Source organism: Niallia sp. Sow4_A1, from assembly GCF_052116745.1.
Classification (GTDB): Bacteria; Bacillota; Bacilli; order Bacillales; family Cytobacillaceae; genus Niallia; species Niallia hominis.
The window spans coordinates 109,226-126,467 of the sequence record NZ_JBQKKM010000006.1 but is presented as its reverse complement, the minus strand read 5'-3'; the positions used below and the strand labels follow the sequence as shown (position 1 = coordinate 126,467).

At 34.8% G+C, this 17,242-nt stretch carries 14 protein-coding genes; 12 read left to right on the top strand and 2 right to left on the bottom strand.

Annotation, left to right across the window (positions count from 1 at the left end):
- The first annotated feature begins 114 nt into the window (after positions 1–114).
- Positions 115–1,254, top strand: a complete 1,140-nt coding sequence (tgt, locus tag ACTQ5K_RS05445; RefSeq protein ID WP_031540624.1) for a tRNA guanosine(34) transglycosylase Tgt — start codon at positions 115–117, stop codon at positions 1,252–1,254.
- A 30-nt stretch (positions 1,255–1,284) separates the two neighbouring features.
- A complete protein-coding gene (yajC, locus tag ACTQ5K_RS05440; protein ID WP_031540623.1) occupies positions 1,285–1,587 on the top strand; it encodes a preprotein translocase subunit YajC in 303 nt (100 codons plus the stop codon).
- 81 nt (positions 1,588–1,668) lie between these two features.
- Here yajC and ACTQ5K_RS05435 read toward each other — a convergent pair whose 3' ends face one another.
- Entirely contained in the window at positions 1,669–2,049 is a 381-nt protein-coding gene (locus ACTQ5K_RS05435) for a TIGR04086 family membrane protein (RefSeq protein ID WP_031540622.1), read from the bottom strand.
- Positions 2,050–2,319: 270 nt separating this feature from the next.
- On the opposite strand from ACTQ5K_RS05435, the gene ACTQ5K_RS05430 reads away from it, so the two are divergent.
- Positions 2,320–2,967, top strand: coding sequence for a DUF421 domain-containing protein (locus tag ACTQ5K_RS05430; protein WP_349204613.1), 648 nt, complete (start codon positions 2,320–2,322; stop codon positions 2,965–2,967).
- Between the two features lie 87 nt (positions 2,968–3,054).
- Here the strand turns inward: ACTQ5K_RS05430 and spoVB are convergent, their stop codons facing one another.
- Positions 3,055–4,599, bottom strand: coding sequence for a stage V sporulation protein B (gene spoVB, locus ACTQ5K_RS05425; RefSeq protein WP_031540620.1), 1,545 nt, complete (start codon positions 4,597–4,599; stop codon positions 3,055–3,057).
- A gap of 215 nt (positions 4,600–4,814) precedes the next feature.
- On the opposite strand from spoVB, the gene ACTQ5K_RS05420 reads away from it, so the two are divergent.
- From ACTQ5K_RS05420 to dtd, 9 genes are all read left to right on the top strand, one after another.
- Positions 4,815–5,114, top strand: coding sequence for a post-transcriptional regulator (locus ACTQ5K_RS05420; RefSeq protein ID WP_031540619.1), 300 nt, complete (start codon positions 4,815–4,817; stop codon positions 5,112–5,114).
- A gap of 389 nt (positions 5,115–5,503) precedes the next feature.
- Entirely contained in the window at positions 5,504–7,756 is a 2,253-nt protein-coding gene (gene secDF / locus ACTQ5K_RS05415) for a protein translocase subunit SecDF (RefSeq protein ID WP_031540618.1), read from the top strand.
- Positions 7,757–7,877: 121 nt separating this feature from the next.
- Positions 7,878–8,177 carry a LapA family protein gene (locus ACTQ5K_RS05410; protein WP_349204612.1) on the top strand — a complete coding sequence of 100 codons (300 nt, stop codon included), beginning with the start codon at positions 7,878–7,880 and terminating at the stop codon, positions 8,175–8,177.
- Between the two features lie 212 nt (positions 8,178–8,389).
- Complete coding sequence (locus ACTQ5K_RS05405; RefSeq protein ID WP_251627463.1) at positions 8,390–8,683, top strand: hypothetical protein; 294 nt, start codon at positions 8,390–8,392, stop codon at positions 8,681–8,683.
- Positions 8,684–9,393: 710 nt separating this feature from the next.
- Positions 9,394–11,277, top strand: a complete 1,884-nt coding sequence (gene ltrA / locus ACTQ5K_RS05400; RefSeq protein ID WP_435406665.1) for a group II intron reverse transcriptase/maturase — start codon at positions 9,394–9,396, stop codon at positions 11,275–11,277.
- A 132-nt stretch (positions 11,278–11,409) separates the two neighbouring features.
- On the top strand, positions 11,410–13,530 hold the full coding sequence (gene recJ, locus ACTQ5K_RS05395) for a single-stranded-DNA-specific exonuclease RecJ (RefSeq protein WP_441993774.1): 2,121 nt from the start codon (positions 11,410–11,412) through the stop codon (positions 13,528–13,530).
- The gene (locus ACTQ5K_RS05390; RefSeq protein ID WP_031540612.1) at positions 13,521–14,033 is read left to right on the top strand and encodes an adenine phosphoribosyltransferase; all 513 of its coding nucleotides are present in this window, start codon (positions 13,521–13,523) and stop codon (positions 14,031–14,033) included. Before recJ ends, ACTQ5K_RS05390 begins: the two co-directional genes overlap by 10 nt.
- 514 nt (positions 14,034–14,547) lie before the next feature.
- Positions 14,548–16,743 (top strand): RelA/SpoT family protein, encoded by a 2,196-nt coding sequence (locus ACTQ5K_RS05385; protein WP_235247726.1) that lies wholly within the window; start codon positions 14,548–14,550, stop codon positions 16,741–16,743.
- An 11-nt stretch (positions 16,744–16,754) separates the two neighbouring features.
- The gene (gene dtd, locus ACTQ5K_RS05380) at positions 16,755–17,195 is read left to right on the top strand and encodes a D-aminoacyl-tRNA deacylase (RefSeq protein WP_031540609.1); all 441 of its coding nucleotides are present in this window, start codon (positions 16,755–16,757) and stop codon (positions 17,193–17,195) included.
- Positions 17,196–17,242 lie beyond the last annotated feature (47 nt).

Genomic DNA, 17,242 nt, shown 5'->3' with positions numbered 1-17,242 from the left:
CATTACAATATATAGTTGATTCTATAAGTTTGTTTAATAAATATCATTATGTAAAAAACGATAGGAAGTTGATGAATCGATGGAAGTTTCACTTTATATAAAGGAGAAAATAATTTGACAGCAATACGTTATGAATTCATAAAAACATGTAAGCAAACAGGTGCCAGATTGGGCATAGTACATACACCACACGGTTCTTTTGAGACACCTGCTTTTATGCCGGTTGGAACATTAGCAACCGTGAAGACGATGGCTCCAGAAGATTTAAAATCAATGGGAGCAAATATCATTTTAAGTAATACCTATCATTTATGGCTAAGACCAGGACATGAAATCGTGAAAGAAGCTGGTGGTCTTCATAAATTCATGAATTGGGATAAGGCAATCTTAACGGATTCTGGTGGGTTTCAAGTCTTTAGTTTAAGTGATTTCCGCAAAATTGAAGAAGAAGGCGTGCACTTTAGAAATCATTTAAATGGGGACAAATTATTCCTTTCTCCTGAAAAAGCAATGGAAATACAAAATGCTTTAGGGTCAGATATTATGATGGCATTTGATGAATGTCCTCCTTATCCTGCGGAATATGAATATATGAAGAAATCGGTGGAACGAACTTCCCGATGGGCAGAGCGTTGCTTAAAGGCACATAATCGTCCAGAAGATCAAGGATTATTCGGAATTATTCAAGGTGGAGAATATGAGGAACTTCGCAAGCAAAGTGCAAGGGACCTTGTTTCATTAGACTTACCTGGGTACGCAGTAGGTGGATTATCGGTTGGTGAACCAAAAGACGTTATGAATCGTGTACTTGAGTTTACAACCCCTCTAATGCCAGATAATAAGCCACGATATTTAATGGGAGTAGGTTCACCAGATTCTTTAATTGAGGGTGCTATTCGTGGGATTGATATGTTTGACTGTGTATTGCCGACAAGAATCGCAAGAAATGGAACAGTGATGACAAGCGAAGGACGACTAGTCGTTAAAAACGCTAAATATGCAAGAGATTTTGGACCTTTAGATCCAGAATGCGATTGCTATACTTGTAAAAATTACAGTCGTGCGTATATTCGTCATCTTATTCGATGTGACGAAACATTCGGAATAAGGCTTACATCTTACCATAATCTATATTTTCTGTTAAACTTAATGGAGAATGTCCGAGATGCGATCAGAAATGACCGTTTAGGAGATTTCAAAGAAGAGTTTTTCGAACGTTATGGATTTAATAAACCGAACGCTAAAAACTTTTAATAGAAGAACTTGAAAGGAGGGGAAATATAAATGGCACAACTTGCAAGTTTATTACCGTTTATTTTAATGTTTGTATTATTCTATTTCTTGCTAATTCGTCCACAGCAAAAGCGTCAAAGATCTGTACGCGATATGCAGAGTAGCTTGAAAAAAGGGGATAAGATTGTCACGATTGGCGGCATGCATGCTACAATCGATGCAATTGATGAGGGGACAATTGTATTAAAATCAAAAGATGGTTCACGCTTAACTTTTGATCGCAATGCAATTCGTGAAGTTGTAGAATCTTCCGCAACAGTTGCAAGCCCAACTTTAGACAAAGTAGAAGAATAAGAGCAAAAAGTGCAGTCTTACCAATAAGATTGCACTTTTTATTTTTTTAGTTGCGGTAAATATACATTTTTAAGTGTGTTATTAATTATTTTTTGAAAGATTTACACCCAAAATTCCACCCATCATACAAATAAGCGTATAACATACATGATAAATTGTTTGCTCCATCGTAAATAGCTGATCAGATCCTAAAAAGGAAAATAAAAAAATGATGGTAGAATAGATTAGCCCTGTAAGACCGCCTAGAAACCAGCCTTTTTCTTTCCCTTTCCCACCTGAAATAAAACCACCTGCAAACAAAGTAATAAACGATACAGCAGTAATAATATATTGCAGAGATGATTCTTGAATAGATGTAAATCTTAATAATAAGGAAAAGAATAAACTACTCGTTATTAACATAATGAAAATGGCAATTAAACCGTATAAAACAGAACTGCCAACATGCTTACTCTCTTCGATTGTAAACCTCTCCTTTCCATCCCATCTTAAATCTTCTATAAAAGTATTCTAGTACAAGCATATTCAGTACAAGTAAAAATAGAATAAAAAAATAGTTGAAATCGTATTTTTCTGATTAAGATGTGCAAAATGAAAGAATCACCTTCAGATTATCCCTATTTAGATAGCAGTTTTTCAGTGTTTGGTGATGTGTCAACGTGTTCTTTCTCGTATTATTTTTTCTGTATGGTGCAGATTAAATAGGGAACATATTTGATCGGAGGAGATAATGTGGAACAATATTTGATCATTTTGTTTAGAACGATTTTGATATATGTGCTTATCGTTCTTATTTTTCGCTTAATGGGAAAAAGGGAAATAGGAGAATTAAGTATATTAGATTTAGTTGTTTTCATCATGATTGCTGAAATAGCTGTTGTCGCAATAGAAGATTATCAGGATCCTCTATTGCCAACTTTATTGCCAATGTTTATTCTTTTATCCATTCAAGTGTTACTAGCATTCTTATCCTTGAAAAGCAAAAAAATGCGCGATTTTATTGAAGGAGAACCAACCTTTATCATCAAAAATGGCGAAATTGATGAAACGGCAATGAAAAGTCAGCGATATAATTATGATGATTTATTAATTCAGCTGAGAGAAAAAAACATCCGCAATATTGCAGATGTAGAATTTGCGATATTGGAAACATCAGGAAAATTATCTGTATTTGAAAAAGAAAAAAATAAAAATAAACTATCTATTACCATCCCACTCATTATGGATGGGATCATTCAAGAAAGTAATTTAACAAAAATAGGCAAAACAAATTTATGGCTTAGGCAGCAATTAAAAGAAAAAGGCTATACCAAAATTAAAAACATATCATTTTGCAGCTACCAAGATGGGGAATTTTATATTGATTTAATGGATCATTAAAAAACATTCTGACAATCGTTTACATGATAGCAAAAGCAATCAGTGGAATGTTTTTCAACATCTGCTGATTGCTAGTAAAATAAATATTTAAGAGAAAAAGCGGCCAAACCATGGGATTTTTGCTAAATCTTTTTTGGTCATTAAACGGAAAAGGAAAAGCAATATTACATAAAAAATACAGATGATGCTTGTAATACTAATTAATTGCAATAAGATAGAAGAAAATGAAATAGTCTTGACTAAAAAGGTTCCTAAATATGCCGTTAAGGAAATACTAAGTAGCATTTTCAGATAATCTTTGACAATTATAGAAAAGCTAATTGTCTTTAAGATTGTTGCAAAATGGAGCATTGTTACTAAAACAAACCCCACAATTAACGCAATGGCTACACCGTATATTCCGAATTCTGGCCTACTTGCAAGAAGCAAAATCAACCCTGTTTTTACACCGGCGCCAATAAAACTATTAATCATTGCTGCTCTGGCAAAATTCAAGGCTTGCAAAGCTGCTTGGAGAGGTCCTTGATAATAATTGAGAATAAAAAAAGGTGCCATTAATTGAATGAAAGAGGTTCCTCTTGTACTTCCATACATAATGGTCATTAAAGGCTCTGCTAATACATAGAGCACAATAATGGCTAGGCCACCCGTCATAAAGGTAAATTTAAGTGCTTGCTGTAATAAATGCTCAATTAGCTTTAATTGATTACTTGCTTTGGCTTCACTAATTGCAGGAACAAGAGAAGTTGATAAGGATTGAGTAAAGAAGGATGGCAGCATCAAGAGTGGAAGCGCAAATCCAGTTAATACCCCATACTGTTTTGTTGCATTTACAGCAGAGAGACCTGCTATAGATAAGCTGTGAGCAACAACAATTGGTTCAATAAACCAAGCGATGCTTCCAACCATTCTGCTCCCTGTAGTCGGTAATGCAATAGTCATTAGCTCTTGAAAAGTACTTTTCCCATTATGTACGTATTGAAAGAACCTTTTCCGTAAATGGAATGTTTTTCTCCATTTAAAGGATGCTAGTAAATAAAACAAGGAAGCTAGTTCACCAAGAACAGATGCTAACATTGCGCCAGCTGCAGCATATTCAACACCAAGTGGTAAAAACGCTTTTGTTAAGGTGGCAATCAATGCAATACGAATGACTTGTTCAATTACTTGCGAGGTTGCTGCAGGCTTCATGTTTTGTCTTCCTTGAAAATATCCTCTTAATACAGAGGAAACAGCAATAATTGGTATGATTGGCGTAATCGCAAGAAGCGGCAAAAGTGTCCGTTCATCTGTAAACAATGTTTGAGAAAGATAAGGAGCCAAAAGAAATAAAGCTGGTGTAAATAGGAGAGTTAAGCCTAGGGTTGTACTTAATGAAACAATTAATATGCTCTTTACTTTACGTAAATTACCCTCCGCTTCCGCTTCTGCCACATTTTTAGAGATGGCAACAGGTAGTCCAAGTTGAGTGATGGTAACAACTAAAATCATTGTTGGATATACCATCATATAAAGCCCAACCCCATCATCTCCAATAAACCGTGCAATCACAATTCGATTTATAAATCCTAATACTCTGGTAATAAATCCAGCTATAAGTAAAATCATTGTTCCTTTTAAAAACTTAGACATTTTATTCCCTGCCTTCTCAAATAGCGAATAATACTATACAATTATCTATATGCAACAATGTGGACAAAGCATGACAAGGTTTTTTAAAAGTAAACGTGTTGATTGCAAAGAAGCTATTTTATAAAGGGTTGTTTTCAAAATATTGTTGCTTTGGTAACAGAGATTGCTCATGATTATAGATTAAACATAAAATGACTGTAATGGAGTGGATTGGAATGTCGTCAACACATATATATGACCAGTATCGTTCACAAGTAAAGCCTGCATTAAATAGTAAAATAGAAGAGTTTCATTTACTTGGTTATGACACCATTAAGGAAGACGAGCTGTGGGTGTTTTTGACAAAGAAAAAATGGAAAAAGCCCTCTGAAGCTATTAGAATCGCAGAATTAGTGCAGGATATACTTAATGTTAAGGTAGCAAACTTCATGAACTATGCTACTATCGAGGCATTCAAAACAACAGATTTGCTTTCTGTCTTATCAGAAGAAGAGAAAAAAGAATTATTGAAATAAAGAAAGCTTCTGTCGAAGGAATAATCAAAAAAGCTTCCTCTTAACTTCTTTTGGAGCTATTTTTAAAGGATTTAGAAAGGAAAGAATAGGGATGAACAAAAAGGCGTTAAATTTATGTGACAGGTAGAATAATTTTACTAGTATATTTTTCTTATACAAATTGACAGTCATGATAAACTGTTCCATAATGAGTTTATTCTAAATAATTTGAAGTACTTGCTATTATTAAGTTACTTGAAAGAAGTGAGACATCTAGAAAATAGAATAACAGCCGATTGAAAGGTTCATATTAAAAAGATGACATCATTTAGTTTGGCCAACCAACGGTAAAGTATGGCCATAAGTGGGGAAGTTTCTGCTTTGTATTACATGAGGAGGATTAATACATAATGGTTAAACGCAGTAGAATTGTTGCTTTTTTATTAATCATTGTTTTGGCGGCAGGATTAATGGGAGGAACAACCAATAAGATTTTAGGTGAGATTAAGCTAGGATTAGACCTGCAAGGTGGCTTTGAAGTGCTATATAAAGTAGAGCCACTGGAAAAGGGAAAAGGGAAAATTGATGAATCGGCATTAAAAAGCACAGCCCAAGCTTTGGATAAAAGGATTAACGTTTTAGGAGTTAGTGAACCAGTTATCCAAATTGAAGGCAATGACCGAATAAGAGTACAGCTAGCAGGAATTACAGATCAAAATGAAGCTAGAGAAATGCTTTCAACAGAAGCAAATTTAACATTTAGAGATATTCAAGATAAGAAATTACTGGATGGCTCTGATCTAGTGCAAGGTGGAGCTGCCCAAGAATTTGATCAGTATGGCAAACCTAGTGTTTCTTTAAAGCTTAAAGATGCAAATAAGTTTAAAGAAGTAACTGAATCTGTTTTAGGTAGTCCATTGGTAATCTGGTTAGATTTTGAAGATGGAGATTCTTATAGTGAAGAGGCAGCAAAGGAAGAGCCTAAATATTTATCAGCACCAATGGTAAGTGAAGTCATTAATTCCGATACGGTTTCTATCACTGGTAATTTTACAGTGGATGAGGCTACTCGATTAGCGGAATTATTAAATGCAGGAGCTTTACCAGTAAAATTGACTGAGGAATATTCCACTAGTGTTGGCGCTCAGTTTGGAGATCAGGCATTAAAAGATACAGTAAAAGCAGGTATAATTGGTGTAGGAATCGTATTTTTATTTATGCTTTTATACTATCGTCTACCAGGATTAGTGGCTGTTATTACACTATCTATTTATGTTTATTTAAATCTGCTCGTCCTGGACTTAATGAATGGTGTACTAACACTTCCAGGTATTGCAGCACTTATTCTCGGGGTTGGTATGGCAGTAGATGCAAACATCATTACTTATGAAAGAATTAAGGATGAATTAAGAGTAGGAAAGTCACTAAGAGCTGCTGTTCAGGCTGGAAATAAAAATTCAACTTCAACCGTAGTTGATGCCAATTTAACAACTATGCTTGCAGCTATCATTCTATTTGTTTATGGGACAAGCTCTGTTAAAGGGTTTGCGACATTGTTAATTGTCAGTATTTTAATGAGCTTTGTTTCTGCAGTCTACGGCTCGCGTTTATTGCTTGGTTTACTTGTTAAGAGTAAGGCTTTTGATAAAAAGATTACCTGGTTTGGCGTAAACAAGAAAGATGTAAAACACATAAATGAAAATTATGATACATTAACCTTGCCAACAAAATTCGATCGCCTAGATTTTGTGAAATATAAAAATGTATTTTTTACTATTTCAAGTATTTTAATTGTTGCAGGGCTTGTCATTATGTTTATATTCAAGCTTAACCTTGGAATTGATTTTGCAAGTGGATCACGTATAGAAGTAATGGCAGACAAAGCATTAACAACTGCTGAAATTGAGGATCAATTGGACACGCTGAATGTAAAAGCAGATGATATTATTATTTCAGGTGATGAGCAAAATGTAGCTGCTATTCGTATTAAAGGTGATTTAAGCCAAGATAAAATTAATACAATTAAAGCAGAATTTGAAAATAAGTATGGTCATGATCCAAATGTAAGCAGTGTTTCTCCAACAGTTGGAAAAGAACTTGCTAAAAATGCTATTTATGCAATTGTTTTTTCTTCTATTGGGATTATTCTTTATGTAACGATTCGCTTTGAAATTTATATGGCATTGGCTGCTGTAATAGCACTTCTTCATGATGCATTCTTTATTTTAGTAATCTTTAGTATTACGCGACTGGAAGTAGATATTACCTTTATTGCAGCTGTGTTGACCATTGTAGGTTATTCTATTAATGATACAATTGTTACCTTTGACCGTATAAGAGAAAATCTAGCGAAGAAGAAGCGCATTAAAACATCGCAAGAAATAAAAGATATTATTAATACGAGTATTAGACAGACATTTGCTCGCTCGATAAATACAGTATTAACAGTTGTCATTTGTGTAGTTGCTCTATTACTATTTGGTAGCAATGCAATAACAAACTTCTCACTAGCTTTATTAATTGGTTTAATAGGTGGTGCATATTCTTCTATCTTTATTGCATCACAGCTATGGTATGTGTGGAAGAAGAAGGAATTAAAGAGAAAAGGTGTCTTAGTTACGTATAAGGAAAAACGCCCAATTTCTGATGAGCCACAAGTGTAATAATTTTAATAGATGCCTGTCCCCTAAATTAATTGGAGGCAGGCTTTTTCGTTTAATTTAGTGAGAAATAGGAAATTAGGTAATAATAAGGATAGAAGGTATAAAAAAGAGGGGGAAGAAAGTGAAAATTCAATGGAATATGTTGTTTGGAATTATCTTTGCATTAATCGTTGCAGTATTCGCAGTTATTAATGTAGATTCAGTATCTGTTAATTATTTATTTGGGGTAGGGCAATGGCCGCTTATTTTAGTTATTATAATTTCTGTTCTTCTTGGCGGTCTAATTATTGGATCAGCTGGAATGATTCGTATTTATTCATTGCAAAGACGGGTTAAACAATTAGAGAAAGAAAAAAGAGAACGGGAAGAAAAAAACAGTAGTATAAATAAAAATTTTGAAGCTCCCACAGATTCAAAATAAAAACTAGATGCCTTTCAGAGAAGATACTTTGTTCATTACTATCATTCCTTTCTGTATAGGCATCTTTCTATAGGATAAACAAATATTACCCCCTATTCATAAATCTTTGCAAAAGGTGAATTTTTTGTAAAAATAGCGTAAGGCTTTTTCCATTGATCTTAGATTGAAACCACTTCTTTTAACTTGTATAATAGTTAGATTGAGGTGATTGAATGTTACGTTCTAAAAAAAGATGGATACAAGAAGAAATCCCAAATAAAGAAAAAGCTTCTGTATTAGCAGAAGAATTAAAAATATCCCCAATTGTTGCCTCTCTATTACTAAAAAGAGGATATCATACAACACAAGAGGCAAAAGCATTTTTATATGATGATAATAATGAATTTCATGACCCGTTTTTGTTATTAGGAATGGACATAGCGGTGGAAAGAATACGAAAAGCAATCGCTAATAAGGAATCAATTTTAATCTTTGGTGATTATGACGCGGGTGCGACACGTTCCTAACTGAAAAGGTTAGGCACTAGGGAGTCGCTTAATATCCCTAGGAGAACTGATTTCTTGATAGGTAGAATGATAGGGTAACGCCTTGAAATGCCTACTCTGATACTCCGACATGCCTTTTCTAAGGTTAAATAGAAGGGTATGAAGCTCGGTAAAGTCGGCAGAGAGATATCGTAAGTTAGGTCATAACTAACACGAAAGCTGTCCAGAGGTGGATGGTGTATCCTATATGCCGGGAGTCCATAAAAATCTATGGTTAGAATGTGCTGCATAAGCACTGACGAATCTCTGAATGTACGGGTCTAGACGTAGATGTTGTAGAAATGCAACAGGTGGCAGTGCCATCGTATGTGTGGGTAAGTAAGAATCTGGCGTTATGAAAGCCCATAGCTTGTTACAGGCAAGCTCTAGCATACAGGACCATAGGAGAAACCTAAGGATATATGTAAGGATAGAGGAATCGGAACGTGGAAAGCGAAGAATGTGGAGGTATTAACCTACCTTTGAAGCAGTTCAGTAAATAAAGAGGCATTGCCCCTACTAAAACTGATTTATCTTCGTGAGAGTGGAGTCATAGTACCTTTGAAACCATGATAACAAGTGGTGGAGGGATAGGCTCTAGTCGGGAAATTCAAAGGCTAATAAATGCATAACATTTACACAGATTCGAGTATGACTAATAGAATCACCACTTGAGAAAGGGGTTGATGGCTGTGGCAAATTCACGAATCGTACAAAATGTTAAAAAGTCCAAGCTAAGAAATGCCGAATACTACAGAATGCAAGATACGTTTGACATGCTACATGAACAAAGTAAATCTGGTAGTATGTTCAAGAATTTAATGGGTATCATTAGTTCATCTGAAAACATTAAATTAGCGTATCGTAACATCAAGAAAAACATAGGGAGTAAAACGGCTGGTGTCGATGGTCGTAAGATTACCGACATTGCAAAACTTACAGAGGAACAATTTATAGGCTATGTAAGGAATAAGCTAAGAGACTACAAACCTAAAGCAGTAAGAAGAGTTGAAATACCAAAGCCAAACGGTGAAACTAGACCACTAGGAATACCAGCCATATGGGATAGAGTAATCCAACAATGTATATTACAAGTCCTAGAACCGATTGTTGAAGCAAAATTCTCAGATAGAAGTCATGGATTCAGACCAAATAGGTCAGTTGAAAACGCAATAGCACAAAGTTATAGGCTAATGCAGAAATCCAAAATGTCCTATGTGATTGATATAGACATTAAAGGTTTTTTCGATAATGTATCTCATGTGAAGCTTCTTAAACAAATGTGGACACTAGGAATAAGAGATAAAAATTTACTATGCATAATTTCCAAAATGCTTAAAGCTAAAATCAAGCTACCGAATGGGGAAATAATTGAAAATCCAAAAGGCACACCTCAAGGTGGTATCCTATCTCCGTTACTATCAAATATAGTTCTTAACGAACTTGATATGTGGATTGAAAGTCAGTGGGAAAACATCCGTACCAAAAAGAACTTATTACAATATCATAAGAAAAAGGATGGACACGCTGATAAAGGATACAAATACAGAACTCTGAGAAAAACAAAGCTTAAAGAATGTTACATTGTTCGATATGCGGATGACTTCAAAGTATTCTGTAATAACCCTAACCATGCTAAGAGGCTTTTTATAGCTACACAGAAATGGTTAAAGGATAGACTTGACCTAGAAATAAGCGAAGAGAAATCCAAAATAGTAAATCTCAAAAAGGATTATTCAGAATTCCTTGGCTTTAAAATGAAACTTATTCCAAAAGGAAGCAGATGGATTGTCAAAAGTCAAATGTGTGATAAAGCGAAACAAAGAACCAAAGACAATCTAAAAGAACTTATTAATGGAATTAGATATGATAGTGGAACTAATGACCAACAGCGAAAGGTAGCATTATACAACTCAACCGTCATAGGGCTTCATCAATACTTCCGTATTGCAACAATGATATCCCAAGATATGGGCAACATAGCATATGAAGTTAATGCATGTCTTAAAGACCACCGTATGAAAAGACGGGTCAAAAAGACAGGTCACATATCATCTGAATTCATCAGAAAAGAATACGGAATCAGCAAGCAAATGCGATTTGTCTCAACCGACCCTTTTCTACCTATTGGATTTATAAAGCACAAAAGTCCAATGATGAAAAGGAACATCGTAAATGCGTATACTAAAGAAGGTCGCTTAGAAATACACAAGAATCTAACTACAGTTAATATATCAACAATGAGATTTCTCATGGAAAATCCAGTTAGAAACAGAAGTGTGGAGTATAACGACAATAGAATTGCTTTATTTAGTGGACAAAGAGGTAAATGTAGAGTTACAGGAAATGAACTTAATCCGTACTCGATACATTGTCATCATATTATCCCAAGAACTATGGGAGGAACTGATGAATACAAAAACCTCTGTTTAATAGATAGGGAAATTCACATTTTATTACATGCTGTTGATGAAGAAACAATCTCTAGATACATTCAACTTATACCTAATAAACAAAGTTTAAATAAATTGAACACCTTACGTAAGAAAATGGAACTTGATGAAATAACGATATAAACGGACTTATATAACTAATTTTGTGAAAAAGTGAATTCTGTTAAGTTATGTAGATTAAAATAGCTTTGAACATTCTCGATGGAACGCCGTATGAGGGGAAACTCTCACGTACGGTGTGAAGTGGGGGAAAAAGTGGAGATTGTATCAAAATTTTACCTATCACTATATGGGGTAACCAGTACAACAGTCATGATGAAAACATTAGAGAGTCTTGGTGCTAATGTAGAATTTTATATTCCAAACCGATTTACAGAAGGCTATGGACCAAACGAAGGTGCTTTTCGTTATGCAAAAAGCATTGGAGTGCAATTAATTATCACGGTTGATACAGGTATTGCTGCTGTTCATGAAGCAGAAGTGGCAAAAGAATTAGAGATAGATCTAATCATTACAGATCACCATGAGCCAGGTCCGATTTTGCCAGAGGCTCTTGCAATCATACATCCGAAAATAGAGGGTAGCAAGTATCCTTTTCGTGATTTAGCAGGGGTTGGTGTTTCCTTCAAGTTATCCCATGCACTACTTGGCCATGCTCCCCTTCCTTTATTGCCATTTGCTGCAATAGGAACAATTGCCGATCTTGTTTCTTTGACTGGTGAGAATCGTCTCCTTGCCAAAAAAGGGATAAAAGCCTTACAAGAAACAGATAATATTGGCTTAAATGCTTTATATCGTCAAATGAATGTGGAGAAAAATTCCATTAATGAAGAAACAATCGGGTTTATGCTAGCGCCACGAATAAATGCAATTGGTAGACTTGGTAGTGCAGATCCTGCTGTAGAGCTATTGCTAACAGAAGATCCCGGCTTAGCCAAAGAACTTGCACTAGAAATGGAAGAAACAAATAAAGAGAGACAAGCAATTGTTAATCAAATAACAGAGGAAGCTATCGCTCAAGTTGAACAATATTATCCTTTAACAGAAAATAATGTTCTTATTGTTGGAAAAGATGGCTGGAATCCTGGTGTGGTCGGAATCGTTGCTTCCAGATTAGTGGAGAGATTTTACCGTCCAACGATTGTATTAAGCTTTGATTATGAAAAGGGAATTGCTAAAGGTTCTGCTAGGAGTATAGAAGGCTTTGATTTGTATCATAATTTATCCACATGCAGAGATATCCTTCCTCATTTTGGTGGACATCCTATGGCAGCAGGAATGTCATTAAAAATAGATGATGTAGAAGTGCTTAGAAGTAACTTAAATAAATTAGCCTTTGAACAACTAACGAAAGACAATCTCGTTCCACTAACAAAGGTGGATGGAAGCTTTTCTCTAAAAGAGATTTCCATCAAATCAATCGAAGATATGCAAATGCTTGCTCCGTTTGGAGTAGATAATCCCAAGCCGAAAATGACTTTTCGTGACCTAGAAATAGAGAATATGAGGAAAATAGGCTCCAATCAAAACCATTTAAAGGTTATCTTAAAGCAAGACGAATTTGATTTAGATGGAATAGGATTTGGAATTGGAGAGCTATGTGATCATATTTCACCAAGTGCGAAGGTATCTGTTCTTGGTGAGCTTTCAATAAATGAATGGAATAATCGTAAAAAACCACAAATCTTTATACAAGATATGGAGGTTTCTCACTGGCAGTTGTTTGACTATAGAAGTTTAAGGAAAATGGATCATTTATATGAAACAGTTCCTATGGATGCTCTCTGGATCTTTTTCCATCAAGATTCTGTTCTAAAAGGGATGGAACAGCGAGTCTCCTACCAGGTAATTGAAACGATAGAGGATGCTGCCTTACTTGTTTCGGTGGATAAGTCTATCGTCCTTGCAGATTATCCTCCAAATTTGGATATGTTAAAAACATTGCTTGCTAACAATCAACCTGAAAGAATCTATGCCGTTTTTTATAAACAACAAAGTGATTTTTTTAGTACAATGCCAACTCGTGACCATTTCAAATGGTTCTATGCATTTTTGGCAAAACAGGGAATGTTTCACCTTGATAAATTTGGTGGCGAGCTTGCTAGAAGGAAAGGTTGGAGCAAAGAAACGGTAGATTTTATGTCAAAGGTGTTTTTTGAACTAAATTTTGTTACAATGAAGGATGGATTTATTTCATTGAATAAGAATGTACCGAAAAGAGATTTATCAGAGTCGATCTCATTTCAACAAAAGCAAGCGCAATTTGAGCTAGAAAATGAATTAATTTATTCATCTTATGAGCAACTAAAAAATTGGTTTGATCTTATTCTAATAAAATCCGTTAATAATGAGGAGGAAGTAAAAGAATGGATTTAAAACAATTTGTTACGATCGTTGAAGATTGGCCAAAAGAAGGGATCAGATTCAAGGATATTACAACATTAATGGATAATGGCGAAGCATATAGATATGCAACAGATCAAATTGTAGCGTATGCGAAAGAAAAAGAAATTGATATAGTTGTAGGACCAGAGGCTAGAGGGTTTATCATTGGCTGTCCAGTTGCATATTCCCTTGGAGTGGGTTTTGCACCAGTGCGAAAAGAAGGAAAATTGCCAAGAGAAACAATTAAAGTAGAATATGGATTAGAGTACGGTAAAGACGTATTAACAATCCATAAGGATGCTATTAAACCAGGTCAGCGTGTCCTAATTACAGACGATTTATTAGCAACAGGTGGAACAATTGAAGCAACAATTAAATTAGTAGAAGAGCTAGGTGGCATTGTAGCTGGTATTGCATTTTTAATTGAATTATCTTATCTTGAAGGACGTAAAAATTTAGATGGATACGATGTTTTAACATTAATGGAATATTAACCCATAGAAGGATTGTTGTAGCTTAAATATTTTGAGGGAGCGCTAATTAAGAGCGCTCTTTTTCATAAACTAAGGCAGTTTCCTAAGTTTTTTCTTGTGGATATTTTTAAGCATAAGGGACCAGCCGACTATATGTAGACATATTATTGGGACTAAGATAAGGGTTTGGCTTCCCAGAAGCTAAGTTAGGCTTGAGCTAGACCAAAGCAATCAAACATGAATTTTAGACGGTGCACTTATTGCAACAAATATATTATAAAAAGAAATTAATTTAAAACGGAAAAAAGGAAGAAAATTCACTAGTTTTTTATAGAAATCGCCTTCATTCGACATTTTTCTATGTTTCTGTATAAAATTTACTTCCAATCCCTTTACAATCTTCCTTTTTTTTTCGATAATAGTAATAATCATTCTAAAATAAATTTTATTCTTTTTAATGTGCTTAGCTTAAAAATAGTGAAATAGAAAGAATGTTTAAATATAATAATATAATTGTGATATGAAAGGTGATTACATGGCGAATGATCAAGTATTAACCGCCGAACAAGTCATCGATAAGACTAGAGGATATTTAAACGAGGAGCACGTAGCTTTTATTGAAAAGGCTTATGAATATGCAAGAGATGCTCATCGTGAACAATATAGAAAATCTGGGGAACCATATATCATTCATCCAATCCAAGTAGCAGGCATTTTGGCTGATTTAGAAATGGATCCAGCAACAGTTGCAGCAGGTTTTCTCCATGACGTTGTTGAAGATACTGAAATTACTTTAGAAGATATAACTAAAGCATTTAACAGTGAAGTGGCCATGCTCGTTGACGGTGTAACGAAACTCGGGAAAATTAAATATAAATCTCATGAAGAACAGCAAGCAGAAAATCATCGTAAAATGTTCGTAGCTATGGCGCAAGATATTCGTGTCATCTTAATTAAACTTGCAGATAGACTTCATAATATGAGAACTCTGAAGCATTTACCGGCTGAAAAACAGCGCCGCATCTCAAATGAAACCTTGGAAATTTTTGCCCCACTTGCACATCGTCTAGGAATTTCTACTATTAAATGGGAACTAGAGGATACAGCATTACGTTATATGAATCCACAGCAATATTATCGTATTGTAAACTTGATGAAGAAAAAAAGAGCGGAAAGAGAACAATACTTAGATGAGGTAATCACTGAAATTCGTGAAGGAACGAAGGAAGTAAATATTCTGGCTGATATTTCAGGTAGACCAAAGCATATATATAGCATTTATCGCAAAATGGTTATTCAGAATAAACAATTTAATGAAATTTATGATTTATTAGCAGTTCGAATTGTTGTCAATAGTATTAAAGACTGCTATGCGATTTTAGGCATTATTCATACAAGATGGAAGCCAATGCCAGGTCGTTTTAAAGACTATATTGCAATGCCTAAGGCTAATATGTACCAGTCCTTACACACAACTGTAATCGGCCCAAAAGGTGACCCATTAGAAGTACAAATTCGTACACAAGATATGCATCGAATTGCAGAATATGGGATTGCTGCACATTGGGCATATAAAGAAGGAAAGTCGGTAAATGAAGGATCTTCTCTTGAAGAAAAATTAACTTGGTTTAGAGAAATACTAGAATTCCAAGATGATATCGTCAATGCGGAAGAGTTTATGGAAAGTCTGAAAATTGATTTATTTTCTGATATGGTATTTGTCTTTACACCAAAAGGAGATGTATTTGAGTTACCTTCTGGTTCTGTACCTATTGACTTTGCATACCGAATCCATTCAGAGATAGGGAATAAAACCATTGGTGCTAAAGTGAACGGAAAGATGGTAACCCTCGATTATAAGTTGAAAACAGGCGATATAATTGAAATTCATACAAGTAAACATTCTTATGGACCAAGTCAGGATTGGTTAAAAATAGCCCAGACTTCCCAAGCAAAGAATAAAATTAGACAATTTTTCAAAAAACAACGGCGCGAAGAGAATATTGAAAAAGGCAAGGAACAAGTTGAAAAAGAAATCCGTAATATGGAGTTTGATATTAAGGAAATTCTTACACCAGAAAATGTAAAGATTGTTATTGAGAAATTTAATTTTATGACGGAAGATGATATGTATGCAGCTGTTGGCTATAATGGAATAACTGCACTCCAAGTAGCAAATAGATTAACAGAAAAATGGCGTAAAAAGAGAGATGCAGAACAAATATCTACCATTACAAATGCTGTTGCGGAATTGAAGTCATTCCCTAATAATAAAAAAAGCGCTTCAGGTGTTCGAGTTACTGGAATTGATAATTTATTAATCCGTCTATCTCGCTGCTGTAACCCAGTTCCTGGTGATGAAATAGTTGGATTCATTACAAAAGGACGAGGAGTTTCAGTCCATCGAGCGGATTGTACGAATATTGATACAGAGGATGCAAAAGCTCGATTAATCCCAGTTGAATGGGAAACGAATTTAAATAATCGAAAAGAATATAATGTCGAAATTGAAATAAGCGGCTATGATCGAAGAGGTTTATTAAACGAAGTTCTACAGGCAGTAAATGAATCAAAAACTAATATATCGGCAGTATCTGGCAAATCTGACCGTAACAAAGTCGCTACGATTAATATGAGCATAATGATTTTAAATGTTAATCATCTTCATAAAGTAGTGGATCGTATCAAACAAATTCCAGATGTCTATTCTGTTCGAAGAATAATGAACTAAGGAGTAATGATATGCGTGTCGTATTGCAAAGGTCAAAAGAAGCAATGGTAGAAGTAGATGGAAAAGTAGTTGGATCTATAGAGAAAGGCTTTGTTCTTCTAGTTGGCATAACACATAGCGATGTGCTAGAGGATGCGAAATATCTTGCAGATAAAATTGCCCATCTTCGCGTATTTGAGGATGAAAACGAGAAGATGAATGAAAGTATTTTGGATAGACAAGGCTCGATTCTTTCGATTTCTCAGTTTACCCTTTATGGAGATACTCGTAAAGGGAGAAGGCCCAATTTTATGAATGCAGCAAAACCAGATCAGGCAAAAGAGCTATATGACCAATTTAATATGCTTTTACGTAATCACGGCCTAACCGTCGAAACAGGCATATTTGGTGCCATGATGGATGTACATCTAGTCAATGACGGACCTGTAACACTGATATTGGATAGTAAATAATCCTACTACTAAAAAAGAAAATAAAAAAGAACTTTCAAAGAATTTGT